Source organism: Synechococcus sp. BO 8801, from assembly GCF_002252675.1.
Classification (GTDB): domain Bacteria; phylum Cyanobacteriota; class Cyanobacteriia; order PCC-6307; family Cyanobiaceae; genus Cyanobium.
Genome location: NZ_NQKY01000003.1, coordinates 36851 through 63820, shown reverse-complemented (window position 1 = coordinate 63820; position 26970 = coordinate 36851). Strand labels below are relative to the sequence as shown.

Sequence of the window (26970 nt, the reverse complement as noted above, 5' to 3'; positions counted from 1 at the left end):
GAACGGGGACCAACCAGCGCTCTGACGCTTCGTCAGGGTTTTCGGGGAACCCTGCCGCGCCGGCCCGGTGGGACATGTGGCGAACGTTGAAGCGAATCTTTATCCTACTCCCACCCCCTCCCGCGGCACCGGCGGCGGGTCCCCGAACCTGCCGGTTCAGCGGGCCAGGCGCTGGGCGGGCTCGAACATCTCCAGGGCTTCGGTGGAGCCTTCGAAGCGCCAGTGCCAGGGTTCGTAGCTCACCCCCTGGCGGTTGCCCCTGGGGAAGGAACGCACGAAATGGAACCGGGCCGCGTAGCGATCGAGCCAGCGGTAGGCGTCGGTGGTCTCGAAACTCTCCATCAGATTGGTGGCCGGCAGGCGACCGTCCCCCAGGTCCACGGCAAAGCCGGTGCTGTGTTCGGAGAAGCCCGGCGGCGCACTGACCCGGGCCCGGTCGGCGGAGGTCTGGTTGCGCTCGGCCTTGACATCGAAGAACAGCTGCTTCTGCAGATCAACGCTGCGCCAGGCACTCAGCACGGTCAGGACGACACCGTCGGCATCGGCGGCGGCGCGCATGTCCTCGAGGGCACGGGCCGCGTCCGGCCGCAGGCGCAGGCCGGGAGCGATGGCCACCAGGTCGGCGGGCGCGGCCTCGGGGTAGGGAAAGTGGCCGAGGAGCCGACCGTCCGGCCCGAGGCGGGCCGACAGACCCGGAACGGGCGTGGGGGTGATCCAGGTGCGCAGGGGGCCGATCAGCAGCAGAACGGCCCCACCGGCCAGCAGGGCGCCGGTGAGCCCCACCTGGGCCATCCGCCTGGGGAGGGAGGCCGGCCGGCGCGGGCGGGGCGTGGTGCGCCGGGCCAGCGGGATGTCGTCACCGAGGGGCATCACCGAGGGGCATCACCGAGGAGCATCACGGATGCGGGGCGGAGACGGCCTCTGCTCCGGGCCTGACCGATCCTAGTTGGGGGTCATTTCATAGGTTTCTCTACCGGGCGGTTACCCGCACGGCGGTGTTAGCTTCCAACCCACATCCCAATGGCGGAGCAGGTTTCAAGATGTTGCGAGTGGCAGTCGTGGGCGGCGGCCCCAGCGGTTCCTGTGCTGCGGAAGTTCTCGCCAAGGCCGGCATCGAGACCTGGCTGTTCGAGCGCAAGCTCGACAACGCCAAGCCCTGCGGTGGGGCGATCCCCTTGTGCATGGTCGAGGAATTCGACCTGCCGGAATCGATCATCGACCGCAAGGTGCGGAACATGCGGATGATCTCTCCCTCCAACCGGGAGGTGGACATCCACCTGGAGAACAGCAACGAATACATCGGCATGTGCCGCCGGGAGGTCCTCGACGGCTTCCTGCGCAACCGGGCCGCCGAACTGGGCGCCCACCTGGTCAACGGGCTGGTGCAGAGCATCGACACCGGCAGCCAGCGCCAGGGTCCCTACACCCTCCACTACGCCGACTACTCCTCCGGCGGCCCCACCGGTGAACTCAAGACCCTCGAGGTGGATCTGATCGTCGGCGCCGACGGGGCCAACAGCCGGGTGGCCAAGGCCATGGACGCCGGGGACTACAACGTGGCGATCGCCTTCCAGGAGCGGATCCGGCTCCCCGCCGAGGAGATGGCCTACTACGAGGACCTGGCCGAGATGTACGTCGGCACCGACGTCTCGCCCGACTTCTATGCCTGGGTCTTCCCCAAGTACGACCACGTGGCGGTGGGCACCGGCACCATGCAGGCCAACCAGTCCCTGATCAAGGGGCTCCAGAAGGGCATCCGCGAGCGGGCCAGCCGCCGGCTGCTGCGCGGCGAGGTGATCAAGGTGGAGGCCCACCCGATCCCCGAGCATCCCCGCCCCCGGCGGGTGGTGGGCCGCATGGCCCTGGTGGGCGACGCGGCCGGTTACGTCACCAAGAGCTCCGGCGAAGGCATCTACTTCGCCGCCAAGAGCGGCCGCATGTGTGCCGAGGAGATCGTCGCCGCCAGCGCCTCCGGCAGCCGCATCCCCACCGAGAAGGACCTCAAGGTCTACATCCGCAAGTGGGACCGCAAGTACGGCGCCACCTACAAGGTGCTGGAGCTGCTCCAGAACATTTTCTACAGCAACGATGCCGCCCGTGAGGCGTTCGTCGAGATGTGCGATGACAAGGACGTGCAGCGCCTCACCTTCGACAGCTACCTCTACAAGCGGGTGGTGGCGATGAACCCCTGGCAGCAGATCAAGCTCACCGTGCTCACCCTGGGCGCCGTGCTGCGGGGTCAGGCCCTGGCTCCCGCCGGCTACAAGCCGGTCCCCAGCGCCGTGCGCTCAGCCGAGGAAGCCGAAGCGATCCTGGCCGCCGCCGAGCCCCGCTCCTCGATGAAGCCCGCCGGCGTCCATGCCGTCACGCCGCCCGTGGATCCCGATCCCGACGCCGTCAAGGAGCCCGTGCTGGTCGCCAAGTGAGAAGGGGTCTGCCTGAGACAAGCCGGCCTGAGGACATCCTCAGGCCGGTTCCTTTTCGATCCGGCTGACCAGCAGCTTGTCGACCCGGTTGCCGTCCATGTCGACGACCTCGACCCTCAGGCCGTCCCACTCGAAACAGTCGCCGGCCTTGGGAATGTGCTCGAGGTAGTGCATCACGAAGCCCCCCAGGGTCTGGTAACCACCGCGGTCCTCCTCAGGGAGCCGGCCCTTCCCCACCAGATCCTTGAAATCAGCGATGTCCAGGGCGCCATCGAGGAGCCAGGAACCGTCCTGACGAACGATGATCATCGGGTCCTCCAGGTCCTGGCCTGAGGAGAGATCACCGACGATCGCCTCCATCATGTCGTTGAGGGTCACCAGCCCTTCGATGCCGCCGAATTCGTCGGTGACCAGGGCGATGTGGACCCCCGAGCTGCGGAACTGCTCGATCAGCTTCAGGGCCCGGGTGCTTTCGCCCACGTAGAGGGGCGGCTGCAGCAGGGCCTCGATGTCCCGGGGTCCGTCGCCGAGCTGGGCCGCCAGCAGGGTGCGGCCGCGGACCACGCCGACGCAGGCGTCGAGGCTGCCGCGGGCCACCGGGAACAGGGAGTGGTTCACCTCCATCACCCGCTGCAGATGGGTCTGGGGCGATTCGGCCAGGTCCAGCCAGCAGATGTCGGTGCGCGGCGTCATGATCGCCTTGACCGGTCGGTCGGCCAGCCGGAACACCCGCTCCACCATGGCGTGCTCGGCCACCTCGAACAGGCCGGATTCCGTTCCCCGTCGCAGCAGGGTCCTGATCTCCTCCTCGGTGATCTCCGGCTCACCGGTCTCGCCGATGCCCATGAGGCTGAGGAGGCGATCGGTGGACGCCCCCAGCAGGTGAGCGAGGGGGGCCATCCAGCGCGACAGGGCCCGCATCGGGGGCGCCACGGCACAGGCGATGCGTTCCGGGTCGTTGAGGGCGATGCGCTTCGGCACCAGCTCCCCCAGCACCAGGGAGAGGAAGGTGATGGCGGTGACCACGATCCCCAGGGCGAGGGGTTCGGCCCAGGGGCGCAGCGCTGGCACCGCCTCGAGCAGCGGCTGCAGCGACTGGGCCACCCGGGAGCCACCGAGGGCGCCGCTGAGGATGCCGATCAGGGTGATGCCGATCTGAACAGTGGAGAGGAAGTCGTTGGGGGAGCGGATCAGCTGCAGGGCCACCCGCGCGGGATGGTGGCCCCGCTCCGCCTCCTGCTCCAGGCGCAGGCGACGGGCCGACATCATGGCCAGCTCGGATCCCGACAGGACCCCGTTGAGCAGGATCAGCACGCCGATCACCAGGCCTTCCAGCAGCAGCGACGACAGGGACGACGACGGCGAAGGAGACGGCAACGGTGTGACGGGCACGGATGACGACAGTAAGCAGGACGGCGACAGGGGGGCCGGAGGGCCTGCGTCTCAGCCCCCCAGACGGCTGAAGTCGGCGAGCACCGAGGCCTGGTTGCGCAGCACCGCCAGCAGCCGCAGGCGGTTGCGGCGCACCTCCGGCTCGTCGCAGAGCACCATGACGCTGTCGGGGCCGTCGAAGAAGGCGGCCAGGGTGGCGCCGCTCTCCCCCAGCAGCCGGGCCAGCGGTTCGTAGCGGGCGGTTCCGCTGGCGGCGGCATGGACCGCCAGCCGCTCCAGCACCGCCAGCACGGCGGCCTCGCTGGGGGAACCGAACAGATCCGGGTCCACCACCCCATCGGGGCTGACCAGATCCGCCGCCAGGTCGGCCTGTTCGGCCAGGCGCGAGGCCCGCTGCACCACCGCCTGCACCAGGGGCAGGCTGCCTTCGCTGCGCAGACGTCGCAGCAGCTCCACCCGGGCCCGGGCATCGGCCGGATCCCGCAGCAGCCGCTCAAGGGAGACGCCATCGCCGGCCACGGCCTGGACCAGATCGGAGCTGGAGCCCTCCTCCTCCAGCAGGCTGGCCAGGCGCTGGCGCAGGAAGTCGAGCAGGTCGGCGGCCAGGGCCAGCGGCTGCACCGCCAGATCGGGCAGCAGCCGCTGCCAGTGGGCGGTGGCCTCGGCCATCAGGCCCACCAGGTCGAGCGACCAGGCCCGATCCCAGAGGATCTGGAGCAGGCCGTTGCCCGCCCGGCGCAGGGCGTAGGGATCGGAGGAGCCGCTGGGCCGCTCCCCCCTGGCGAAGATGCTGAGCAGCAGCTCCAGCCGTTCGGCCAGGGCCAGCACCGCCCCCGCCTCGGAACCCGGCAGGGCGTCGCCGGCGCCGCGGGGCTGGTAGTGCTCCAGCACCGCCAGGGCCACGGCGCGGGTCTCGCCCTCCGCCAGCAGGTACTTGGCCCCCATCACCCCCTGCAGCTCCGGGAATTCCCCCACCATCTGGCTGACCAGGTCGTGCTTGCACAGGGGAGCGGCCCTCCGCGCGGCGACGGCGGCGGCATCGCCCACCGGCAGGCGACAGCAGACCAGATCCGCCAGCCAGGCCAGGCGCTGGCTGCGATCGGCCAGGCTGCCGAGCCCCTCGGCGAAGGTGACCCGCTCGAGGGCCTCGACCCGCTCGGCGCTGCTCTGACGGCGATCCGCCGCCAGGAAGAAGGCCGCGTCCGCCAGCCGGGCCCGCAGCACCCGCTCGTTGCCGCGCCGGATCGTGTCGGCCGCGCCGGCCAGGCCGTTGGACAGGCAAAGGAACCGGGGCATCAGGGCCTCCCCGGCCACCAGGGCCAGGGGATCGGCCGGGGCGTCCGCCAGGCGCAGGGGCACGTAGCGCTGGTGGGAGCGCATCACGGTGCTGAGCACCTCCGGGGGCAGGGCCAGGTAGTCGGCGTCGATGGAGCCCTCGATCAGCCGGGGGGACTCCACCAGGTCGACCAGCTCGTCGAACAGGGCTTCCGGCAGATCCAGCTCGGCCCCCGCCGCTGTCGCTGCCGCCTCCAGGGCGGTGCGGATCGCGGCGCCCCTGGCCTGCCGGTCGACCTGGACATCGGCGGCCTCCAGGGCGGCGGCATAACCCGCGGCGGAGGGGATCGTCACCGCTCCGTCATGGAGACGGTGGCCGCGGCTGAGGCGATCGCTGGCCAGGGGCGGATCCACGTCGGTGAGCGCCACCGGCACCACCGCCTCGTCGAGCAGCGCCACCAGCCAGCGCAGGGGCCGGCTGAAGCGGCCATCACCGGCACCCCAGCGCATGAAGCGCCGCCCCTGCAGGGAACGGATCCAGCCGGGAATGCAGCCGGCCAGCACCTCGGCGGTGGGGCGGCCGGCCTCGGTGGTGCGGGCGAACACGAAGGGGCCCTTGTCGGTCTCGCGGATTTCCAGCTGGTCGGGGCTGCAGCCGCAGCGCCGGGCGAATCCAATGGCGGCCTGGGTGGGCTGGCCATCGCGGAACGCCTGCTGGGCCGGCGGACCCTTGCGATCCTCGACCAGGTCCTCCTGCTCCCGGGGCAGGCCGGTGACGGTCACGGCCAGTCGCCGGGGGGTGCCGCCGGTGCTGATCGTGTCGCAGGCGAGGCGGGCCTCCCGCAGGTCGCGGGCCACGATCGCCTCCAGCTGGGGCTGGGCCAGGCGCACGAAATCGGCCGGCAGTTCCTCGGTTCCGATCTCCAGAAGAAAGGTGGCCATGCAGGGGAGCGGGCAGAACGCGACTGTATGCAAAGGAGGGAAACGGCCGGAACCTCCGGCGGTGCGCCACGTCCCGTTCGCTAGTTTCAGTTCAGATACCGTTCCGCATGCCGATGTCCTCGACGACGGTCGCCGACAGCACGTCGCTCCCATCGGCTCCCCCCGCCAAGCCCCCCACCAAGCAGGAGGCGCTCAAGGCCGGCAGCGGCCACCTGCATGATCCCCTGGCGGGCGAACTGGGCAACGATCTGCCCAGCTTCACGGATCCCGCCGTCCAGATCCTCAAGTTCCACGGCAGTTACCAGCAGGACGACCGGGACAAACGCCGCAAGGGCGCCGACAAGGACTGGCAGATGATGCTGCGGCTGCGCAACCCCGGCGGGCGCATCCCCACCTCCCTTTACCTGGCGCTGGATTCCCTCGCCGATCGGCTGGGCAACGGCACCCTGCGGATCACGACGCGCCAGGCCTTCCAGATGCACGGCGTCCAGAAGACCGACCTCAAGGAGGTGATCGGCGGCATCGTGCGGGCCCTGGGCTCCACCCTGTCGGCCTGCGGGGACATCAACCGCAACGTGATGGCCCCGGCCGCCCCCTTCGAGCGCGATGGCTACCCGGAGGCCCGCCTGCTGGCCGATCGCATCGCCGACCTGCTGGCCCCCCAGGCCGCCGAGGGCTCCTACCTCGACCTCTGGGTCGACGGCGACCTGAGCTATCGCATCAAGCCCAAGGGCCCCGTGAAGAAGGCGCGCCGTCTGCAGGAGAGCGGAGCCGTGTTCAGCGGTGACGCGGCCGAACCCCTCTACGGCTCCACCTACCTGCCGCGCAAGTTCAAGGTGGCCGTCACCGTCCCCGGGGACAACTCGGTGGACCTGCTGACCCAGGACATCGGCCTGGTGCTGTTCAGCGACCCCTCCGGCCGGCCGCTGGGCTGCAACGTCTATGTGGGCGGTGGCATGGGGCGCACCCACAACAAGGACGAGACCTTCGCCCGCACCGCCGATCCCCTCGGCTACGTCGGCGCCGCCCATGTGCTGGAGCTGGTGCAGGCGATCGTCGCCCTGCAGCGGGACCACGGCGACCGGGAGCAGCGCCGCCACGCCCGGATGAAATATCTGATCCACGACCGGGGGGTGGACTGGTTCCGCACCGAACTGGGCCGGTACTTCCCCCATCCGATCAAGGGGATGCGCCGGGAGCCCCCCGCCGTCCTCACCGACTACCTGGGCTGGCATCGCCAGTCCCCGGGCCTGTGGTTCGTGGGCCTGCCGGTGCTGTGCGGACGCCTGCAGGGGGAGCTGAAGAGCGGCCTGCGCCGTCTCGTCGAGACCTACCAGCTGGAGGTGCGGCTCACCCCCAACCAGGACCTGCTGCTCTGCAACATCGGCAGCGCCCAGCGGGCGTCGGTGCGGGAGGGTCTGGCGGCCCTCGGCCTCACCGCCCCCGAGGCGCCGGCCCCCCTGGCCCGCCATGCCCTGGCCTGCCCGGCCCTGCCCCTGTGCGGCCTGGCGATCACCGAAGCCGAACGGATCCTCCCCGAGGTGCTCAACCGCCTCGAGGCCCTGCTGGAGCGGCTGGAGATCCGCAAACCGCTGCTGGTGCGCATGACGGGCTGCCCCAATGGCTGCGCCCGCCCCTACATGGCCGAGATCGGTCTGGTGGGCAGCGCCGTGGACGCCTACCAGCTGTGGCTCGGCGGCAGCCACGGCCTGACGCGGCTGGCCAGCCCCTACCTGGAGAAGATGCCTCTGGAGAAGCTCGAGGCCACCCTGGAGCCCCTGCTGGTGGCCTGGCGCGACGAGGGCGGCCCCCGCAGCCGCTTCGGCGACTTCATCGAGCGGATCGGGGCCGAGCGGGTCACCGGGCTGCTCGCCGCTTCCTGATGGGCCGCCCCACCGCCGGCCCCGTCCAGCCCCTTCTGGGCGCCCTCCTTGGCATGGTGCTGGCGGGGCTGCTGCCTTGCTCAGGGCGGACCAGTGAGGCGGCGGAGCGGCCGCGGGCGCCCGAGGCCCCGGTGCAGTACTTCCAGTCCGATCCCCTGGCCTGCCAGCCGGACGCCATCAGGGCCGCCTACAAGACCCATCTGCAGCCCTTCGCCGACCAGAGTCCGGCGGTGCTGGCCCAGCTGCGCCGCGTGCAGGACGACATGACCCTGGCCAGCCTCAAGCGCTGCGTCCAGAAGGGACTGCTGACCCGCCCCCAGGCCAGCGTGCTGTTCCGGGAACTGGGCCTGACCCTGCCGGGCACCGTGATCCCGGTCACCAGCAGCCCGGCACCCGCCACCGCTCAGCCGGCACCGTCCCCGGCACCGGCAACAGCGCCGTAGAGGGCCCGCGGTTCGCCGCGGCGCCAGGCCCAGAGCTGGTCGCCGTGGCTGAAATGCCACCACTCGTTGGGGTGCTGGGCGAAACCGGCCTCCTCCATCACCGCCGCCAGCAGCCGGCGCCGCTGGTGCCACTCGGCGGCCTCGCTGCCGGGGGCGGCACCGGCGTGGTGGTCGGGCTCGGAGATGGCGCCGATCGCATCGATCTCCCCGCCCATGGCCAGGGGGCGGCCGCTGGCCTCGGCCAGGGTGAGATCCACCGCGGCGCCGGTGCTGTGGGGGGGCGGGGTGGCCGGATCGGCACTCGGCGGGGCCCAGAAGCGATCCACCTCCGCCGCCACGGCCTGCTGGGGGAGGCCGAAGGCGTCGGGGTCGAGGCCCCTCTCGCGGCAGGCCTCACGGAAGGACTGGCGCACCATGAACGCCTGAACGGCGATGGGGCGCCAGGCGTCGAAGATGGCCAGCCGCCACTCGGGCCGGCGCTGCTGCAGCCGCTCCTGGGCCCGCTCCAGCCGATCGATCACCCCGCGGCGCAGCCGGAAGGGACTGGCGCCGGCGCCATAGGGCGCCCCCAGGGCCTGATAGGGGTGGGGCTCCAGACGCCACAGGCTCGGCGGCAGGTCGCCCAGGGGCTCGCCCCCATCGGCGATGGGGATCGGACTCCAGGGGCGCAGGGGCGGCATGGGGGCGGCGGGTCCGGCTCGGGCCGGTGTCTGGCTCAATTCAACTGGGCCGCCTCCACCGAGCGGCGCCGCTGGGCTTCGAGGGCCCCGCTCAGATGCGGATGGCGGGCCAGGTCCGGATCCTCCGCCAGGATCCGCCGCGCCGCCAGCCGCGCCTCCTCCAGCACGGCGCCGTCGTCGCTGAGGCTGGCCAGGGCCAGGTCCGGCAGGCCCGACTGGCGGGTGCCGAGCACCTGGCCGGGTCCCCGCAGCCGCAGGTCCATCTCGGCGATCTCGAAGCCGTCGCTGCTGCGGGCCAGCAGCTCCAGCCGCTGGCGGGCCATGGCGTTGTCGCCCTCGTGCAGCAGCAGGCAATGGGAGGCGGCGGCCCCCCGGCCCACCCGGCCCCGCAGCTGGTGCAGCTGGGCCAGACCGAAGCGCTCGGCATGTTCGATCACCATCACACTCGCCTCCGGCACGTCCACTCCCACCTCCACCACCGTCGTGGACACCAGCACCTGGGAGCGCCCCTCCTGGAAAGCGCCGATGGCCCGCTGCTTCTCCTCACCGGTCATCCGGCCGTGCAGCAACCCCACCGTGAGCTCAGGGAACACCTCCTCGTCGAGGTGGCGGTGCACCTCCACGGCGGAGCGGAGATCGAGCTTCTCCGATTCCTCCACCAGGGGCAGCACCACGTAGGCCCGCTGCCCCTTGGCCACCTCCTGGCGCACCAGCTCCCAGGCACCGGCGCGCTCGGATCCCCGCAGCAGCCTGGTGCGGATCGGCGTGCGGCCCGGGGGCAGTTCATCGATCTGGCTGAGGTCCAGATCGCCATGGATCGAGAGGGCCAGGGTGCGGGGGATGGGGGTGGCGGTCATGGTGAGCAGATGGGGCTGGAGCCCCTTGGCCAGCAGCCGGTTGCGCTGCCGCACGCCGAAGCGGTGCTGCTCATCCACCACCACCAGCCCGAGGCGGTCGAACTGGACCGGATCCTCCAGCAGGGCGTGAGTGCCCACCAGCAGCTTCACCTGGCCGTTGACCAGGTCCTGCAGCACCTGGCGGCGGCGGCGGGCGGGGGTGGAGCCGGTGAGCAGCTCGATGCTGACGTCGAGCTGGGGCAGCCAGCCGGCCAGCTTGTGGAAATGCTGGGCCGCCAGCACCTCGGTGGGCGCCATCAGGGCCCCCTGACAGCCGGCGGCGATGGCCCCCAGCAGGGCCGCCAGGGCCACCACCGTCTTGCCGCTGCCCACGTCCCCCTGGACCAGCCGGGCCATGGGCTGGGGGCGCTCCATGTCGGCGCGGATCTCCGCCAGTACGCGGCTCTGGGCGCCGGTGAGGGGAAAGGGCAGCAGGTCGAGGAAGCGGCTCACCAGGTCTTCGCCGCCGCTGGGCAGGAGCAGCGGCGGGGCCGGAGAGCGGCGCAGGCGCTCGCGCCGCTGCCCCAGGGCCAGCTGCAGCAGCAGGAACTCATCGAAGACCAGGCGCCGGCGGCAGCGCTGCAGCTCGTCGCGGTCGGCGGGGCGATGCAGCCCCAGCAGCGCCTCGCCACGGCCCGTCAGGCCCAGCTCCAGGCGCAGGGACTCCGGCAGGGGATCGGGCCAGCGGCTCGCCGCCGGCAGCACCGCGGCGATGACCCGGGCGAGGGCCTCGCCACTGAGGCCCTCGGTGAGGGCATACACGGGCACGAACCGTCCGATCCGCTCCGACCGCACCGGCGCGCCGGGGGCCTCCAGCACCTCCAGCAGGGGATCGCCGAAGCAGGGGCCATAGGGGCTGTCCTTCACCAGCCCGCTGACGGCCACCGTGGCCCCAATCGGATACAGGCGCTGCTGGGCCTTGAGCCAGCCGGGACTGCTGAAGCGGCGACCCGCAAAGAACCGCGTCACCTTGAGGCGGCCCGTCACGTCCTGCAGCTGCAGCTCCAGGATCGCCAGGTTGGGGTTGCGGGGGCTGCCGAAGGCATGGCAGCGGCGCACCGTCGCCACGATGGTGGCGGTCCGCCCAGGCTCCAGGGCCGCGATCCGCACCAGATGGGCGTAATCGAGGTAGTCGCGGGGGTAGTGGTGCACCAGATCGCGCACCACCAGCAGGCCGAGGGCGGCGAGGCGGGTGGCGGTCTTCGGGCCGATCCCGGGCACCTCCGCCAGGGGGGTCTGGGGATCGAGCCGCCGGGGAGCGCCGGCGGTTGGCCCCACCGCAGGATCAGGGGGCCCCAGCCGCAGGCGTGGGGGTCCCACGGGCCGGACCTCCTGCCGGCGGCGGCGCAGCTCATGCAGCGCCTGCCGCAGGCGCCGCACCAGCGACTGGCGGCCCGCCAGCGCCAGGGCGCCGTAGCCGGCGAAGTCCCGGGACAGGGCGGCCAGCTGCTGGCGCTCGGCGGCCTCGAGCCCCTCCGGCGCCGCCGCCAGGGAACTGCCGATGAAGCCGCTGAAGCGATCGCGGCGCCCCTGGAGATCAGCGAAGCCGGCTTCGGCCTCGAGGCGGCAGGCCAGCTGCAGGGGCGTGCACCAGCGCTCCAGGGTCTGCTCCAGGGCTTCGGACACGGACGCGGCCGGACCTTCCACGGAGGGGGTGCCGTTCAGTCGGTCGGAATCGATGGGGGGCGGATGTCCTGCAGCCAAAGCTGTTCGGCCTGATGGATCCGTAGCCGCCGTTGCAGGCGACGGAACTGCTGGGCCATTCTGCGAACCTCCTGGCGATGCTGCTGCAGCCGCCGCCGGCAGGTGCGCAGGCGGGGTTCCTCCAGCTCCAGATCGGTGGGCCGCAGCAGCACCGCCAGCGTCTGGGCCTGGGGGCCGCGGGCTCCCGGGAAGGGCAGGGGCAAGCGCATCAGGTTGGCGGGGGCGGCCATGGTCTCCAGCTGGCCGGCCAGCACCGCATCCAGCAGGCTCACCGGCAGCAGGCTGCGGCTCACACCACCACGCAGCAGCTCCACATTGATGGCATGGGAGAGGTTGCGCAGGCGCCGGGCCAGGGCCAGCTCCATGCCGTCCATCCAGCGCAGCACCCGCTCGGGATCGTCGGGAAGCCGCCCCGCCTGCCAGAGGGAATCCTCCAGCTCCTCCAGTTCGGACCGCCCCTTCGTCTCGTCCGAGGGTCCTTCCTCGGGGCCCTCCTCGGAATCCTCGTCAGGGTCGTCGAACTGGGCGTCATCCGGATCGTCCCGCTCCCCTTCGTCGGGGTCCGGCGGGGGGGCTTCCCCATGGCCGAGCGCACCCCAGAGGAAGGATCCGCCAGCCAGGGGCGGTGCGAAGGCGATCTGCACCGATCCGGGCGGCAGGGGCTCCGGTTCTCCGCCCCCGCTCTCCCCCTCCCAGGTGAGTTCCTCCAGCAGCTGCTCCCGGTCGTGACGGTCGCGGCGCTGGCGCTCCCGGGAGATCTGGGCCGCCAGGATCACCAGGTGCTCCACCGTGAGCAGGCTGCAGCAGCGCCCCACCAGCTCCTGGATCTGGCCGTGCAGGAGCTGCCGGCGCTCGAGCGGGAGTTCGGTGTAGCGCTGGGGGTGGACCTGGGTGGCGAGATGGAAGCAGGCCTGGCGGACCTGCTGGGGCAGCGCCTGGCGCAGCACCTGGAGGTACAGGGCGACGTGGCGGTAGAGCTCCGGGTTCGACTGCGTCAGCCGCCGGTTCAGGGCCTGGAGCTGACCCGGCAGATCGATCGAATCGGACGGGTCGCTCAACGGCTCCGGCTCAGGCCGCCTTGCCCATCGCCGCCACTTCAGCGGCGAAATCCGACTGCTCCACCTCAATGCCCTCACCGAGGGTGTAGCGGGTGAAGCGGCGCACCCGGATGTTCTCACCGGTCTTGCCGGCGGCCGACTTGACCATCTCACCGACGGTCACGGTGTTGTCGCGGATGAAGGGCTGGTCCATCAGGGCCAGTTCCTTGAGGCGCTTGCCGATGCGCCCCGCCACGATCTTGACCTTCATCTCCTCCTTCTTGCCGGCGAGATCGTCGCGACCCATCTCGATGGACTTCTCGCGCTCCGCCACTTCGGGGGGGATGTCGTCGGTGCTGACGTATTCCACGTTGGGGCAGGCGGCGATCTGCATCGCCACGTTGCGCACCAGCTCCTGGAAGAGTTCGCCGCGGGCCACGAAGTCGGTCTCGCAGTTCACCTCCACCAGCACGCCGACGCGGGCACCGGTGTGGATGTAGCTGCCGACGGCCCCTTCGGCCGCCGTACGGCCGGCCTTCTTCTCGGCGGTGGCGATGCCCTTCTGGCGCAGCCATTCGGCGGCCTTGGTGGCATCCCCACCGGACTCGGTGAGGGCCTTCTTGCAGTCCATCATGCCGGCGCCGGTCTTGTCGCGCAGTTCCTTGACGAGCTTCGCTGTGATCTCAGCCATGGGTCGGGAGGGAGGGAGGTCGGGAGGGAGAGAACGGCTCAGGCGTCGTCGTCGCCGCCGCGCTGATCCTGCGCTCCATGGCGGCCTTCATTGATGGCATCCGCCAGCCGGCCCAGCACCAGTTGCACGGAACGCACGGCGTCGTCGTTGCAGGGGATGGGAACGTCGCAGAGATCGGGATCGCAGTTGGTGTCAAGCATCGACACCAGGGGGATGTCGAGCTTGCGGCACTCGAGCACGGCGTTGGTCTCGCGGCGCTGATCCACCAGCACCACCACATCGGGCAGGCGGCGCATGTTCTTGAGGCCGCCCAGATACTTCTGCAGACGGTCGAGCTCACGCCGCAGCACGGCGGCTTCCTTCTTGGGCCGCATGGCGATGGCACCGGAGGACTCCATGCGCTCCAGGTCCTTGAGGCGGTCGATGCGGGCCCGCATCGTGCTCCAGTTGGTGAGCATGCCGCCCAGCCATCGCTGGTTGACGTAGGAAGCGCCGCAGCGGGCGGCTTCCTGGGCGATGACCTCGGAGGCCTGCTTCTTGGTGCCGACGAACAGGAAGCGCTTGCCGCTGCGAGCGGCACTGCGGGTCCATTTGTAGGCGTTGTTCATGCAGACGGCGGTCTGCACGAGATCGATGATGTGGACTCCGTTGCGCGCGCAATAGATGTAGCGCGACATCTTGGGATTCCAGCGACGGGTCTGGTGTCCGAAGTGGGCACCAGCTTCCATCATCTCGGCGAGAGTGACGACAGCCATTGGGGTTGTGGGGTTTCGGGTTGGCCTCCACCTGCCAGGGATGCCGCTCCCAGGAAAGGGGGGCGGATCACCCGAAACGTGCAGGTGTGCGGTGTTGGTGTGACCGGGTCAACCTACCAAATGGCCCTGCTGGCGGGCTTCGGCATGGAGGGCCCTCACCCCGAAGCGGTTGAGGGGCAGCCGCAGCAGCTCCATCGCCAGCCCCGCCTTGCCGTGGCGGATCAGCCAGCGCAGCAGGGGCCGCAGGGTCCGTTCATTGATCAGGCCGCCGAGGGTGAGCAGCTCCCAGAGCGCCAGATGCAGCCAGGTGTACTGGATGATGAAGCGCACCCGCCGGGTGGGGTGCTTGCGGTAAAAGACCAGGCCCATCTTGGCCCGTTCCCGCTCCACCCGCACCAGATCGGGGATCTGCTCGAGGCTCAGGGGCGGGTGCCAGTGGTAGCCCACGGCCTCGGGGCAGCGCACCAGCCGCACGCCCATGCGGCGCAGCCGTTCCCCGAGCTCCAGATCCTCCCAGCCGTAGAGGCGGAAGCCGGTGTCGAACAGGCCCGACTGCTCCAGCACCCGGCGGTCGATCGCCACGTTGCCGGTGGCGAAGTAGGCCCAGGAGAGATCCCGCAGTTTGTGGGGCTCCGACGTGGGCGCTTCGAAGTTGTGGGTGTTGATCACGGCGCCGTAGGTGAAGCAGAGCCGGTCGCCGCTCTCCTGCCAGGCCCGCGCTAGGGCCGTGGCGTGGTGCAGCAGGAACCGCTCCGTCACCACCAGATCACTGTCGATGAAGACGATCACATCGCCACGGGCCTCCTCCACGCCGCGGTTGCGCCCCTCGGCGGGGCCGCCGTGGTCCTGGCGGATCAGGCGCAGATGGGGGAAGGCGGTGGCATGGGCATCCAGCCAGCGCACCGTGTCGTCGGTGGAGCCGTCGTCCACCAGCACCACCTCGTAGGCCTGCAGGGGGCCGTCGATCTCCTGGAGCTCCAGGGCCTGCAGGCACTGGCGCAGGATCGGCAGACGGTTGTAGGTGGGGATGACGACGCTGATGAACATCGGGTGACGGTGGAGGAACCACGGTGCGGGGACCACGGTGGAGGGGCCATGAAAAAGGGGGGATCCGCAGCGAATCCCCCCGGTGCCTTGGCCGGATCGCGCCGGTCAGTCGGCGGCGCCGCCGTTGTTGGCCGTGCCGGTCACGCCGTTGCCGGCCCCTTCACCGCGGCCGTCGTTACGCAGCTTGCGCTTCTTGAACTTGCGGGCGTAGGCCCGGTTGCGCTCCTGCTTTTCCTTCTTGAGGTTCCTGCGTTTCGACATAGGTGATGCGAGCCTTGAAAAGACTGTGAGGTTCCACCCTACTCACCCGACCACGGCCTCACCGGCCCACAGCCGGCCATCCTCCATCCGCACCAGGCGGTCGGCCACATCGAGGATGCGGGGGTCGTGGGTGACCATCAGCACGCCGCAGCCCTCGTCCCGGGCCAGGCGCTGGAGCAGTTCCACCACCTCCCGGCCGGTGCGGCTGTCCAGGGCGGCGGTGGGTTCGTCGGCCAGGAGCAGGCGGGGGTGGGCGGCGAGGGCCCGGGCGATCGCCACCCGTTGCTTCTGTCCGCCGGAGAGGTCGTGGGGGAGCTTGCCGAGGTGGTCGGAGAGGCCCACGGCCCGCAGCCACTCGCGGGAGAGGTCGCGACGGGCGCGGTAGCCCAGATCCGGCAGCAGGTCGGCCCCCATCTGCACGTTCTGCTCGGCGGTGAGGCACCGGAGCAGGTTGTGGCCCTGGAAGATCATGCCGACGTTGCGGCGCAGCAGCTGGCGCTCATGGCGGCTGGAGCCGTTCAGCTCGCAGCCCAGAACCCGCACCGACCCCTCCATCACCTGGCGCAGGGCCCCCACCAGGGTGAGCAGGGTGGTCTTGCCGCAGCCGGAGGGCCCCGTGAGCAGCACCACTTCGCCGGGGTGGATCTCCAGATCGATGCCCTGGAGCACCTGGCGCCGCATCGCGCCGGAGCCGTACCAGTGGCTGAGACCCCTCACCGACACCGTGGCGAGGCCATCGGCCGTGCCGGCGACGGGCGGGGCGGAACCGGTGTGGAGCGTGGTCATCGGCTCAGGAAGGAATGGCTCAGAAAATGTCGGCCGGATCGGCGTCGCCCAGCTTGCGCATCGCCATCGCCGCCGACCCCATGCACATCACCAGGATCATCAGGAAGACGGTCATGGACCGGTCACCGGCCATCGCCACCGGCAGCTTGGTGGCGGCATGGATGGCGGCATACAGCACCTGGCCGGCGAGGTAGGCGGGCACGTAGCCGAAGATCGCCAGCAGCAGCCCCTCGCGCGCCACAACCCCCAGAAGGGTGAGCAGGCTGTAGCCCATGGCCATCAGGGTGGCGTACTCCGGCAGGTGGTCGCTGACGTCGGAGTAGAGGATCTGATAGACGATCACGCAGCCCACCACGAAGCCCATGGCGGCGCCAAGGGTGAAGATGAAGCCGATGGCGGTGCTGGTGCGCCAGTAGTCCATCTCCAGATCCAGGAAGCCCTGCTTGGTGAGCACGGTCACGTCTTCCGGCAGCAGGCGGCGCAAGCGGTCCACCACCTGGGCGGGGTCGGCCCCGGGGCGGAGCCGGATCAGACCCAGTTCGATGCTGCCGGGCGGGTTGTTCGGCACCAGGCTCAGCAGGGTTTCCCGGCTGGTGAGGAGGTTGCCGTCGGCACCGAAGGAGGGCCCTGAACTGAACAGGCCCGCCACCCGCAGCCGCTTGCCCGCCACCTCGCTCTCGACGGTTCGGCCCTCCCGGAACCATTTCGCCACCGGTCCGAACTCGTCACGGGAGAGGTCGTCGAAAAGCACCCGGCCCTTCTGGGTGAGGCGGGGCGCCATGGCGGTGACGGCCGGATCGAGGAACAGGGGATCCCCCGGTTCAAAACCCAGGGCCAGGATCGAGCGCGTGCCCTTGGTCTGGGGGTTGCGCCAGAGCAGCAGGTTCCAGTGCACTGGGGTGATGCCGGTCACGTCCGGATCGGCCTTGGCCTGCACCAGCCGTCGCTCGGGGAAGCCGGTCATGCTGATCGAGCTCTTGCTGCGGGGGCTGAGCAGCACCAGATCGGTGTCGAACAGCTTGTGCACCGTGACGCTGGAGTCGAACAGGGCGTCGCGGAAGCCCAGCTGCATGAACATCAGGATCCCGGCGAAGGTGATCCCGGCCAGGGCCACCGCCAGGCGCATCGGCTGGCGGGTGAGCAGCAGCCAGGCCAGCGGGATGCGGCGTCCCTGCCAGAGGCTCATGGCTGCATGCGGGCGATGACCTTGAGGCCGCTGAGGTCGGCGACCTTCGCCCCATCCTGGGGATCGAGCCGCACCCGCACCTCGACGACGCGGGCATCGGCATCGCCGGTGGGATCGGTGGAGAGCACCTCCCGCTGGCGGACCTGGGGACTGATGCGCCGCACGGTGCCCCGGAGGGTGCCGTCGAAGCCGCCGTTCTCACTGGTGAGGGTGACGGCCTGGCCGACCCGCACCCGATCGATGTCGCTTTCGTAGACCTCGATCGAGGCTTCCATGCGATCGCTGGCCCCCAGCTCGAGGATGCCCTTGTCGCCGGGCCGTTCGCCGACGCGGGACTGGATGCGCAGCACCGTTCCGTCGATCGGGGCCCGCAGTTCGGTGTTGACCAGGTCGGTGCTGGCCTTGACCAGGGAGGCCCTGGCCTCCTGCAGCTGCCCCTGGAGCTCCAGGGTGCGCTGCTCAAGCACATCCAGATCGGCGGCGGAATAGGCGCCGTCGCTGGCCAGCTTGCGATAGCGCGCCAGGTCGCGGGTCTGGATGGTGAGCCGGCGGCTGAGGTTGGCGATCCGGGTGCGGATCAGCTCGAGTTCCGCCCGCTGAAGGGGCTGGTTGTCGAAACGGGCCAGCAGCTGGCCCGCCCGCACCCGGTCACCCTCGGCCACCAGGAGCTCGGTGATGCGGGGACTGCCGCCGATGCCCGTGATCGGCGCCGCCAGGATGCGCACGTCGCCGTCGGGCTCCAGCTGGCCCAGGGCCGCGACGGCCTCCACCGGGGCCGGCGGACGGGCGACAGCGGCGGCCGGAGGCTTGGCGGGCTGCAGGCGCTGGTACAAGACGACACCGCCCACCAGCAGACCCGCCACGCCGGCGACGATCAGGCCGTTGCGCCAGGGACCGGTGGGTCGTCGAAGAGCAGGTCCTCGATGTAGCGGTCCGCCCACTGGGGGTTGAACGCCTTCTCCAGCACCCTCCGGGTCTTGTCGTTTTGTTTCTGTTGCTTGCAATACCTCAGCTGCCCGCGCCATCGCGCAACCGTAGCCGGATCGTCATGGGCTTGGGAAGGGCTCGCCGCCGCCGCTGTGGCCAGCACGCCGAGGAACGTCGCCACCTCCTCGACGAACCCCTTTTCCTCCGCCTCCGACTCCGGCCGCACGAAGAGCACGTGGGGGGAGAAGATCGATCCCCAGGGGGGCAGATCGCGCACCTGGGCGAAGGCGGGCCGCTCCCGGCCGGCCAGGGCCTCCGCGATGGATTCCGGCAGGGTCTCCCCAACGGGGGAGAGATCGACGATGGCGGCGCTGACCCCGGCCTTGCCGGCGACGATGTCGGCGCCGAAGACCGGCAGGTCGTGGCGGGGATCGGGGAAGAAGACGCAGTGGAGGATCTGCAGCCCGGCCCCGAGGCGCGCCGTCTCCAGGTGCAGCTTGCGCAGCCCGCGGCAGCGGTGCACCTCGTTGCGGATGAACAGGGCATCCCCGTCCAGGCTGCCGCTGATCGCCTCCAGTTCCGGGTCGATGGCCAGGGGGGCCAGATCCGGCAGAGCATGGCGACAGAGCCGGATCCGCTCCGCCAGGGAATCCACCAGGGGATGGATGCCACCGTCAACGGCCGGTGCGACCTCACCCATGGACACGTCGTCACAGCAGAATGCGGATCCTGCCATGCATCCGTGAGCGATTCCCTGGGTTGTTGCGGGTCCTTGCTGCCCGGTCTGGCCGTCCCCGTCAGCCACACCCTCGCCAACGGGGTCGAACTGGTGCAGCTCGACCTGGAGGACGCCCCCCTGGTCTGCCTCGATTTCTGGTGCCGGGCCGGCAGCGCCTTCGAGACGCCCGCGGAGAGCGGCCTGGCCCACTTCCTCGAGCACATGGTGTTCAAGGGCAGTGACGGGCTTGCGGCCGGGGAGTTCGATCGCCGCATCGAGGCCCTGGGGGGCAGCAGCAATGCCGCCACCGGCTTCGACGACGTCCACTTCCACGCCCTGATGCCCCCGGAGGGGGGGGCCGAGGCCCTTGATCTGCTGATGGATCTGGTGCTGCAGCCCCGGCTCGACCCCGACAGCTTCGCCATGGAGCGGCAGGTGGTGCTGGAGGAGCTGGCCCAGAGTGAGGACCAGCCCGAGGAGGTGGCCCTGCAGCGGCTGCTGTCCCTGGCCTGTCCCGACCACCCCTACGGTCTGCCGATCCTGGGGCGGCGCCAGGCCCTGCTCGACCATGACCCGGCCGCCATGGCGGCCTTCCACAACCGCCAGTACGCCGCCGGCCGCTGCGTCCTGTCCCTCGCCGGTGCCGTCGGCGATGGCGCCCTGATGGATCGGGCCGCCAGCGGCCCCCTCGCGGCCCTGGCGGCCAGCGGCGCGCCGATGGTGCCGGCGGAGCTGAGCGTCACCCCGGGGGTGCACCGGCTGGCGGTGCCGCGGCTCGAGGCCGCCCGCCTGCTGATGCTGTGGTGGCTGCCGCCCGCCGCCGATCTGGAGGCCATGGCCGGGGCCGACCTGGGCACCACCGTGCTGGCGGAAGGACGCCGCAGCCGTCTGGTGGAGCGGCTGCGGGAGCAGCTGCAGATCGTGGAGAGCATCGATCTGGACCTGCATGCCATGGAGGGCGGCAGCATCGCCCTGCTGGAGGCCGTCTGCGATCCCGAGGAGCTGGGCGAGGTGCGGCAGGCCATCGACCAGGTGTGGCAGGAGCTCCGCCAGGACTCCCTGGATGAACAGGAGTGGGGACGGGCCCGGCGCCTCGTCGCCAACGGCTACCGCTTCTCCCTGGAATCCCCCGGCGGCGTGGCCTCCCTGATCGGCAGCAGCCGCCTCTGGGGCCGGCCCCAGCCCCTCGGCCATCCCCTGGAACTGCTGGAGCGCTGGTCGCCCCAGCGGCTCCAGGAGCAGACGCTGCCCCTGCTGGATCCGGCCCGGGCCTGCGTGCTCGAGGCGGTGCCGGCATGAGCATCGCGCCACCCCCCGGCAGCCAATCCCCCGGCAGCCACCCGTCCGGCAGCGAAGACAGCCGCGTCCTGGAGGGCGGCCTGCCCCTGCGGATCCTGCACCGGCCCGGGCCGGCGATCCTGGCGGCCCGCCTCGCCATCCCCGGCGGCAGCGGCCGCGACCCCGCCGGTGCCCGCGGCGCCCACCAGCTGCTGGCCGGCACCATGACGCGGGGCTGCGGGGACCTCGATGCCGAGGCCCTCGCCGACTGTGTCGAGGGGGCCGGTGCCGCCCTGCGGGTGGAGGCCCACGAGGATGGCCTGGTGCTGGCCCTGAAGTGCGCCGCCGACGACGCCACCACCCTGGTGCCCCTGCTGCTGGCGATGGCCCGGCGGCCCCGGCTGGAGGCCGACCAGGTGGCGATCGAGCGCCAGCTCAACCTGCAGATGCTGCAGCGCCAGAAGGAGGACCCCTTCCAGCTGGCCCACGACCAGCTGCGCCGGTTGCTCTACGGCGACGGGCCCTACGGCCATGACCCCCTCGGGATCGAAGCGGAACTGGCCGGCCTCGGGCCGGACGATCTGCGCCCCCTGGTGGAACGGCTCGGCAGCGACGGCGCCGTCCTGGTTCTCTGCGGCGACGCCCCCGCCGCCCTGGGGGAGGTGCTGGAACGGGAACTGGCGGCGTCCCCCTGGAACACCCACGCCCCGGTGACCCAGCCCTTCGCCGGTCCGCCGCCGGCCACCGGTCACCTGGGCCAGCAGGTGCAGGACACCGAACAGGTGGTGCTGATGCTGGGGGCCGCCACCGTTCCCCTGGCCCACCACGACGCCCTGGCCCTGCGGTTGCTGCAGGCGCACCTGGGCCTCGGCATGTCCAGCCGCCTGTTCATCACGATGCGGGAGGAGCGTGGTCTGGCCTACGACGTCGGTGTGCACCTGCCGGCCCATGCCGGCGGAGCGCCGTTCGTCATGCACCTGTCCACCTCGGCCGAGCGGGTGGCGGAAGCCACCACCTGCCTGCTGGACGAGTGGCAGCGGCTCCTGGAGGAGCCGCTGGACGAGGGCTCACGGCTGCTGGCCCTGGCGAAGTTCCAGGGGCAGGACGCCATGGGGCGCCAGACCTGCTCCCAGATCGCCGAGCGTCTGGCGCTGGTGCTCAGCCAGGGCCTGCCCGCCGACCATGTGCGCCGGGTACTGGAGCGGGCCCCTGGCCTCGGCGCCGGGGATCTGCGATCGGCCGCCTGCCGCTGGCTCGCCTCCCCGTCCCTGAGCCTGGTGGGGCCGGCCCCGGCCCTGGCGCAGGCGCAGCTGGCCTGGCAGAACCACGGCCTCAGCCGTCGGCCGGGGCGGGTTCCAGATCCGTCGCGTTGATCAGGAAGGTGCCGCGGCGGAAGCGGATGGCCCGCAGATCCAGGGCCCGGATCTCCACCACGCGGCCCACCTCCCCCGGATCCACCAGGTCCGGCGGGCGCAGCATCGGCATCGGGTCGGCGGTCTTGAGGTAGCGCAGCGGCTGGCGCAGCCGCACCGCATCCCCCAGGTGGATCTCCACCGGCGGAACCGTCGGCGCCATCTCCTCGGCGGCGGGCGGGTCGGTGGGGGTTGAATCCGGCATCGGTACGGGGTCCGGCGGTAGGGGGCTCCGGAGGTAAGGGTGCCCGGCGGGCGGGCTGGGGGCCCTTCTCAGCCGAACCTAGCTGCAGCAGGATGGGCGCCAGCCATGGACGGTTCATTGCGGGCCCTTGCCACCTGGAGCGGAGCGATCGCCGGCCTTCTCCTGATACTCGTCGGCGGTCTGGTGCCGGCGGCCTTCCCGGTCCACGAGGCGGCGGGCTGGGCCGTGCGTCCGCTCGGCATCACCCTGCAGGTGCCGGCCCTGCTCCTGACGGCCCTGGTCTGCGGTCCCCGCAGTGCCACGCTGGCGGCTGTGGCCTATCTCAGTGTCGGTCTGTTCCAGCTGCCGGTGTTCCATGAAGGGGGCGGCGTCGGCTACCTGCTCGATCCGGGCTTCGGCTACCTGGCGGGCTTCCTGCCGGCCGCCTGGATCACCGGCAAGCTGGCGCGCCAGCCGGGCATGGACGATCCCCTGACCCTCGCCGGCGCCGCCGCCATCGGCCTGGTGGTGCTGCATCTCTGCGGCCTCGCCAACCTCCTCCTGGGCAGCCTGGCCGGCCGCTGGGGCGGCGACACCCTCACCCTGGTGGTGGGCTACAGCCTGGCCCTGCTGCCCCAGCTGCTGCTCTGCTGCGCCGCCGGTGTCCTGGCCTGGCTGCTGCGCCGTCTGCTGCTGGTGCCCTCGTGATGACACGAACACTGCGCCAGCGGCTGACCCCCCTGTTGCTGGCGGCCGTCGCCGTGGGGCTGGATCAGCTCAGCAAGCGCTGGGCCGTCGAGAACCTGGCCAGCGGCAGCATTGAGCCCCTGCTGCCCGGCCTGCTGCAGCTGCAGCGCGTCAGCAACACCGGGGCGGCCTTCAGCCTCTTCGCCGGGGCGCCGAACCAGCTGGGCCTGGTGAGCGCCCTGGTGAGCCTCGGCCTGCTGTTCTGGATCCTGTGGCGTCCTCCCGCCGGCCTCTGGAACGTGCTGGCCCTGGGACTGCTGCTCGGGGGCGCCGTCGGCAACGGCATCGACCGCTGGCGCCATGGGGCCGTGGTGGACTTCCTGGAGTTCGTCCCGATCCATTTCCCGATCTTCAACCTCGCCGACGTCGCCATCAACCTGGCCGTGGCCTGCTTCCTCATCGACCTGCTGCGACCCCATGCCGACCGCCATCCTTGAAGGGCTGGAGCAGCGGCTGCGGCCCCGGGCTCCCGGCCCCCGGCTCACGGTGCAGCGGCCGGGCCTGCCGGATCTGGAGCAGCCCCTGCACGGCAGCCTGTATCGGATCGGCCGCGCCGCCGACAACGCCATCGTCATCGACCACACGGCGGTCAGCCGCCACCACGCCCTGCTGGAGAACCACGGCGGGCATTGGCTGCTGAGCGACGCCGGCTCCACCAACGGGCTGTGGTGGCGGGGCCGGAGGGTGCGGGAGCTGGTGCTGCGCGAGGGGGACCGGGTGCGCTTCGGGCCCGCCGATCAGGCGGATCTGCCCACGCTGCTGTTCGAGCGCGACGGCAGCACCCGCCTCGACCGGATCGGCCGCTGGGGGGCGCGGGCCGCGGCGGCCGTGGCCGGCGGCGGCAGCCTGCTGCTGGCCCTGTCCCTGCTCCAGGTGCCCACCCGCGGCAGCCTGGCGACGGTGCGGGGCCCCCTGCTCCTCTACGACCGCCAGGATCGACCGGTGGCCTCCGTGGCCGATCGCAAGCGCCGCGAGCTTGCCGAGCTCGGCGCCTACCCCCCGGTGCTGATCGATGCCCTGCTGGCCAGTGAGGACAATCGCTTCTGGTGGCACCCCGGCGTGGACCCGATCGGCACCGCCCGGGCCCTGGTCACCAACCTGCTGGGGGGCCGGGTGCTCGAAGGCGGCAGCACCCTCACCCAGCAGATCGCCCGCAGCCTGTACCCGGAGCAGGTGGGGCAGGGGGAGACCCTGGGGCGCAAGTGGCGGGAGCTGCTGGTGGCCCTGCAGCTGGAGGCCCGCTTCAGCAAGGAGGAGCTGCTGCTCAGCTACCTCAACCGGGTCTATCTGGGGGCCGTCTGGGGGTTCGAGGACGCCTCCCGGCGCTTCTTCAACCGTCCGGCCTCGGCGCTGAAGCTCGAGGAGGCCGCCCTGCTGGTGGGCCTGCTCCCCTCCCCGAACGGCTACGACCCCTGCGTCGATCCCGCGGCGGCCCTCGCCTCCCGCAACCAGGTGCTCGACAAGATGGCGGCCACCAACCGCATCTCCGCCGACCAGGCCCGGCGGGCCCGGCGCCAGTCGATCCGCCTGGCCGCGGATGCCTGCCGCTCCGCCCAGCAGCGCGGGGCGCCCTTCTACACCGACCAGGTGCGCCGCGACCTGGAGAACCAGGTGGGCAAAGCGGTGGCCGCCGAGGGCAATTTCCTGATCGACACCCACCTCGATCCGCTGCTGCAGGAGCGGGTCGAGCTGCTGCTGCGCCAGCGCATCGACGCCAGCCGATCCCTGGGGGTGAGCCAGGGGGCGGTGGTGATTCTCGACAGCCGCACCGGAGGCATCCGCGCCATCGCCGGCGGCCGGGATTATCTGCAGAGCCAGTTCAACCGCGCCTCGATGGCCCTGCGCCAGCCCGGCAGCACCTTCAAGCTGGTGCCCTACGTCGTCGCCCTGGAGCGGGGCGCCCGGCCCGGGGACCGGATCGGCTGCGGACCGCTGGACTGGGGCGGCCAGCACTTCAGCAGCGGCTGCGGCGGCAGCCTCAGCCTGCGCCAGGCCATGGCGATCAGCAGCAACACCGCCGCCCTGCGGCTGGCCCGCCGGGATGGCCTCGACGCCGTGGTGGGCAAGGGCCGGGACCTGGGGTTCACCAGCCCCCTGGCCCCGGTGCCGGGCCTGGCCCTGGGCCAGAGCGAGGTGACCCTGCTGGAGCTCACGGCGGCCTATGCGGCCGTCGCCGCCGACGGGCTCTGGCGTGCCCCGACCACGATCCGGCGGCTCACCGATGCCGAGGCCTGCGGCGCCTCCCAGGCGCCGGGGGAACGGGGCGGGGCCGATTGCCGGGCCTCCGCCGGCAGCTCCAGGACCATCAGCAACCCCGGGAGGCGGGTGATGAGTCCCGCCACCGCCAAGGCGATGCGGACGCTGCTGGAGGCGGTGGTCAGCGGCGGCACCGGCAGCGCCGCCTATGTGGGCGCCGGCAGCTGGGGCAAGACCGGCACCACCAACGAGGGCCGGGACCTGCTGTTCGTGGGCTATGCCCCCAGGCGCCAGTGGGTGATCGGCATCTGGCTGGGCAACGATGACAACAGCCCCACCACCGCCAGCAGCTCCCTGGCCGCCTCCCTGTTCGGCGAGATCGTGCGCTCCGCACCGCCGGGACCGTGAAGCTGCCGCAGCGGCTCTGGATCTGGGTCTTTCTGGGTCTGCTGGCGCTGGTGGTGCTGGGCATGGTGCTGCAGGCGATCCAGCAGCTGCAATGGACCCTGAGCACCTGGCTGCCCTACTGGATGGTGGGGCCGCTGATGCTGATCATGCTGGCGGCCCTGGTGGTGGCCCTGGCCCAGGTGGGCTGGCCCTGGCTGCGCCGGCTGCGGCAGGGCGGGACGATGGGCCCCGGGAAATCCGCCCCCGCTGCGGTGCCCTCCAGCCGCCGGGAGGCGGCCCAGCGGAACCTGGGCTCCATCGACCGCACCCTGGCCCAGGTGCGCGACGCGGTGGAGCGGGAGGCCCTGCGTCAGGAACGGCAGCGGATGGAGGCGGAGCTGGAGCGGGGCGACCTGGTGATCGTTGTCTTCGGCACCGGCTCGACCGGCAAGACCTCCCTGATCCGCGCCCTGCTGCAGGAGCTGGTGGGGGAGGTGGGGGCGCCGATGGGCTCGACCACGGCCGCCACCCGCTACCGGCTGCGGCTGAAGGATCTGCCCCGGGCCGTGATCCTGGAGGACACCCCGGGGATTCTCGAAGCGGGGCGCGAGGGCCGCGAGCGGGAGCGCGTGGCCCGGGAACTGGCCGCCCGGGCCGACCTGCTGCTGCTGGTGCTGGACGGGGACCTGCGGGCCAGCGAGCTGGAGGTGTTCGAAGCCCTGGCGGGGCTGGGCAAGCGGCTGCTGCTGGTGCTCAACAAATGCGACCTGCGCGGCGAAGAGGAGGAGCGTCGCCTGCTGGCACTGCTGCGGCAGCGTTGCGCCGCACGCCTCGGCCCGGAGGATGTGATCCCCGCCAGCGCCGCCCCCCAGAGCGTGCCAATGCCGGGGGGCAAGCCGCTGCAGCCGGCGCCGGAGGTGGAGGCCCTGCTGCGCCGCATCGCCGCCGTCCTGCATGCCGACGGGGAGGAGCTGATCGCCGACAACCTGCTGCTGCAGTGCCGTCGCCTCAGCCAGGCCAGCCAGGATCTGCTCGACCGCCAACGCCGCAGCGATGCCGGCACGATCGTCGACCGTTACATGTGGATCGGCGCCGGGGTGGTGATGGTGACGCCGCTGCCGGGCATCGACCTGCTGGCCACCGCGGCGGTGAACGCCCAGATGGTGGTGGAGATCGGCCGCGTCTACGGCGTCAGCCTCAGCCGCGAGAACGCCCAGGACCTGGCGCTCTCCGTGGGCCGCACCCTGGCGGGCCTCGGCCTGATCAAGGGGGGGGTGGGCCTGATCACCTCGGCCCTGAGCCTCAGCCTTCCGGCCCTGGTGGTCAGCCGGGCGGTACAGGCGGTGAGCGCGGCCTGGCTCACCCGGGTGGCGGGCCGCAGCTTCATCACCTACTTCCGCCAGAACCAGGACTGGGGGGATGGCGGGCTGCAGGAAGTGCTGCAGCGCGAGTACGACCTCAACCAGCGGGAGGGGATGCTGCGCCGTTTCCTGGAGACGGCCCTCAGCCGGGTGGTGGAACCGCTGCAGCAGCGGCAGGCGCGGCGGCTGCCGCCACGCCCAGGGCCTCGGGGGGCGGGGGCTGGAGAGGACCGCGGGAATCCAGGACGGTGATCAGCACCAGATAGGCCACCCCGATCAGGATCGAGAGGGCACCGGTGAGGATCGCCACCCAGTGGCCGCGGCGGTCGTTGGCGGGGCGCTGGGGCGCCACCGGC

At 71.5% G+C, this 26970-nt stretch carries 24 protein-coding genes; 9 read left to right on the top strand and 15 right to left on the bottom strand.

The window, feature by feature from the left end:
• Window positions 1-156: 156 nt before the first annotated feature.
• A complete protein-coding gene (locus tag CJZ86_RS03325) occupies window positions 157-870 on the bottom strand; it encodes a M15 family metallopeptidase (protein WP_094584526.1) in 714 nt (237 codons plus the stop codon).
• Between the two features lie 170 nt (window positions 871-1040).
• On the opposite strand from CJZ86_RS03325, the gene chlP reads away from it, so the two are divergent.
• A complete protein-coding gene (gene chlP / locus CJZ86_RS03320; RefSeq protein WP_094584525.1) occupies window positions 1041-2426 on the top strand; it encodes a geranylgeranyl reductase in 1386 nt (461 codons plus the stop codon).
• 39 nt (window positions 2427-2465) lie between these two features.
• Here chlP and CJZ86_RS03315 read toward each other — a convergent pair whose 3' ends face one another.
• Complete coding sequence (locus tag CJZ86_RS03315) at window positions 2466-3803, bottom strand: hemolysin family protein (RefSeq protein WP_233133814.1); 1338 nt, start codon at window positions 3801-3803, stop codon at window positions 2466-2468.
• 66 nt (window positions 3804-3869) lie between these two features.
• Window positions 3870-6035, bottom strand: a complete 2166-nt coding sequence (gene glyS, locus CJZ86_RS03310) for a glycine--tRNA ligase subunit beta (RefSeq protein WP_094584524.1) — start codon at window positions 6033-6035, stop codon at window positions 3870-3872.
• Between the two features lie 113 nt (window positions 6036-6148).
• Between glyS and sir the strand changes: the two genes are divergently transcribed.
• Entirely contained in the window at window positions 6149-7918 is a 1770-nt protein-coding gene (gene sir, locus CJZ86_RS03305; protein ID WP_094584523.1) for a sulfite reductase, ferredoxin dependent, read from the top strand.
• Window positions 7918-8361: a hypothetical protein gene (locus tag CJZ86_RS03300; RefSeq protein ID WP_094584522.1), complete on the top strand. Its 444-nt coding sequence runs from the start codon at window positions 7918-7920 to the stop codon at window positions 8359-8361. Before sir ends, CJZ86_RS03300 begins: the two co-directional genes overlap by 1 nt.
• On the opposite strand, the gene CJZ86_RS03295 is transcribed toward CJZ86_RS03300, so the two are convergent.
• From CJZ86_RS03295 to CJZ86_RS03245, 11 genes are all read right to left on the bottom strand, one after another.
• On the bottom strand, window positions 8322-9041 hold the full coding sequence (locus CJZ86_RS03295) for a M15 family metallopeptidase (RefSeq protein WP_190609357.1): 720 nt from the start codon (window positions 9039-9041) through the stop codon (window positions 8322-8324). The two genes, CJZ86_RS03300 and CJZ86_RS03295, sit on opposite strands and share 40 nt — an antisense overlap.
• Before the next feature lie 35 nt (window positions 9042-9076).
• A complete protein-coding gene (gene recG, locus CJZ86_RS03290; RefSeq protein ID WP_233133813.1) occupies window positions 9077-11563 on the bottom strand; it encodes an ATP-dependent DNA helicase RecG in 2487 nt (828 codons plus the stop codon).
• Window positions 11564-11598: 35 nt separating this feature from the next.
• On the bottom strand, window positions 11599-12699 hold the full coding sequence (locus CJZ86_RS03285; protein WP_233133812.1) for a hypothetical protein: 1101 nt from the start codon (window positions 12697-12699) through the stop codon (window positions 11599-11601).
• Window positions 12700-12709: 10 nt separating this feature from the next.
• On the bottom strand, window positions 12710-13369 hold the full coding sequence (gene tsf, locus CJZ86_RS03280; RefSeq protein WP_094584521.1) for a translation elongation factor Ts: 660 nt from the start codon (window positions 13367-13369) through the stop codon (window positions 12710-12712).
• A gap of 38 nt (window positions 13370-13407) precedes the next feature.
• Window positions 13408-14124 (bottom strand): 30S ribosomal protein S2, encoded by a 717-nt coding sequence (gene rpsB, locus CJZ86_RS03275; protein WP_094584520.1) that lies wholly within the window; start codon window positions 14122-14124, stop codon window positions 13408-13410.
• A 108-nt stretch (window positions 14125-14232) separates the two neighbouring features.
• Window positions 14233-15171, bottom strand: coding sequence for a glycosyltransferase family 2 protein (locus CJZ86_RS03270; protein WP_094584519.1), 939 nt, complete (start codon window positions 15169-15171; stop codon window positions 14233-14235).
• A gap of 105 nt (window positions 15172-15276) precedes the next feature.
• Window positions 15277-15432 (bottom strand): Asl3888 family RNA-binding protein, encoded by a 156-nt coding sequence (locus CJZ86_RS03265; RefSeq protein ID WP_011293689.1) that lies wholly within the window; start codon window positions 15430-15432, stop codon window positions 15277-15279.
• A 42-nt stretch (window positions 15433-15474) separates the two neighbouring features.
• Complete coding sequence (locus tag CJZ86_RS03260) at window positions 15475-16218, bottom strand: DevA family ABC transporter ATP-binding protein (protein ID WP_094584518.1); 744 nt, start codon at window positions 16216-16218, stop codon at window positions 15475-15477.
• 19 nt (window positions 16219-16237) lie between these two features.
• Complete coding sequence (devC, locus tag CJZ86_RS03255; protein ID WP_094584517.1) at window positions 16238-17404, bottom strand: ABC transporter permease DevC; 1167 nt, start codon at window positions 17402-17404, stop codon at window positions 16238-16240.
• Window positions 17401-18267, bottom strand: coding sequence for an efflux RND transporter periplasmic adaptor subunit (locus CJZ86_RS03250; RefSeq protein WP_094584516.1), 867 nt, complete (start codon window positions 18265-18267; stop codon window positions 17401-17403). The genes devC and CJZ86_RS03250 overlap by 4 nt, the downstream gene beginning before the upstream one ends.
• An 11-nt stretch (window positions 18268-18278) precedes the next feature.
• The gene (locus tag CJZ86_RS03245) at window positions 18279-19031 is read right to left on the bottom strand and encodes a phycocyanobilin:ferredoxin oxidoreductase (RefSeq protein ID WP_094584515.1); all 753 of its coding nucleotides are present in this window, start codon (window positions 19029-19031) and stop codon (window positions 18279-18281) included.
• A 42-nt stretch (window positions 19032-19073) separates the two neighbouring features.
• On the opposite strand from CJZ86_RS03245, the gene CJZ86_RS03240 reads away from it, so the two are divergent.
• Entirely contained in the window at window positions 19074-20348 is a 1275-nt protein-coding gene (locus tag CJZ86_RS03240; protein ID WP_094584514.1) for a M16 family metallopeptidase, read from the top strand.
• Complete coding sequence (locus CJZ86_RS03235) at window positions 20345-21700, top strand: M16 family metallopeptidase (RefSeq protein WP_094584513.1); 1356 nt, start codon at window positions 20345-20347, stop codon at window positions 21698-21700. Before CJZ86_RS03240 ends, CJZ86_RS03235 begins: the two co-directional genes overlap by 4 nt.
• Here the strand turns inward: CJZ86_RS03235 and CJZ86_RS03230 are convergent.
• Window positions 21660-21944 carry an NAD(P)H dehydrogenase assembly family protein gene (locus tag CJZ86_RS03230; protein ID WP_353615206.1) on the bottom strand — a complete coding sequence of 95 codons (285 nt, stop codon included), beginning with the start codon at window positions 21942-21944 and terminating at the stop codon, window positions 21660-21662. The two genes, CJZ86_RS03235 and CJZ86_RS03230, sit on opposite strands and share 41 nt — an antisense overlap.
• Window positions 21945-22049: 105 nt before the next feature.
• Between CJZ86_RS03230 and CJZ86_RS03225 the strand changes: the two genes are divergently transcribed.
• Genes CJZ86_RS03225 through CJZ86_RS03210 form a run of 4 tightly spaced genes read left to right on the top strand, consistent with a single transcriptional unit; the run spans window position 22050 to window position 26866 of the window.
• The gene (locus tag CJZ86_RS03225; protein WP_233133811.1) at window positions 22050-22631 is read left to right on the top strand and encodes a biotin transporter BioY; all 582 of its coding nucleotides are present in this window, start codon (window positions 22050-22052) and stop codon (window positions 22629-22631) included.
• Window positions 22631-23107 (top strand): signal peptidase II, encoded by a 477-nt coding sequence (gene lspA, locus CJZ86_RS03220; protein WP_094584511.1) that lies wholly within the window; start codon window positions 22631-22633, stop codon window positions 23105-23107. The genes CJZ86_RS03225 and lspA overlap by 1 nt, the downstream gene beginning before the upstream one ends.
• The gene (locus CJZ86_RS03215; protein WP_094584510.1) at window positions 23088-25274 is read left to right on the top strand and encodes a transglycosylase domain-containing protein; all 2187 of its coding nucleotides are present in this window, start codon (window positions 23088-23090) and stop codon (window positions 25272-25274) included. The genes lspA and CJZ86_RS03215 overlap by 20 nt, the downstream gene beginning before the upstream one ends.
• Window positions 25271-26866 (top strand): YcjF family protein, encoded by a 1596-nt coding sequence (locus CJZ86_RS03210; RefSeq protein ID WP_094584509.1) that lies wholly within the window; start codon window positions 25271-25273, stop codon window positions 26864-26866. Before CJZ86_RS03215 ends, CJZ86_RS03210 begins: the two co-directional genes overlap by 4 nt.
• The last annotated feature ends 104 nt before the right edge of the window (window positions 26867-26970 follow it).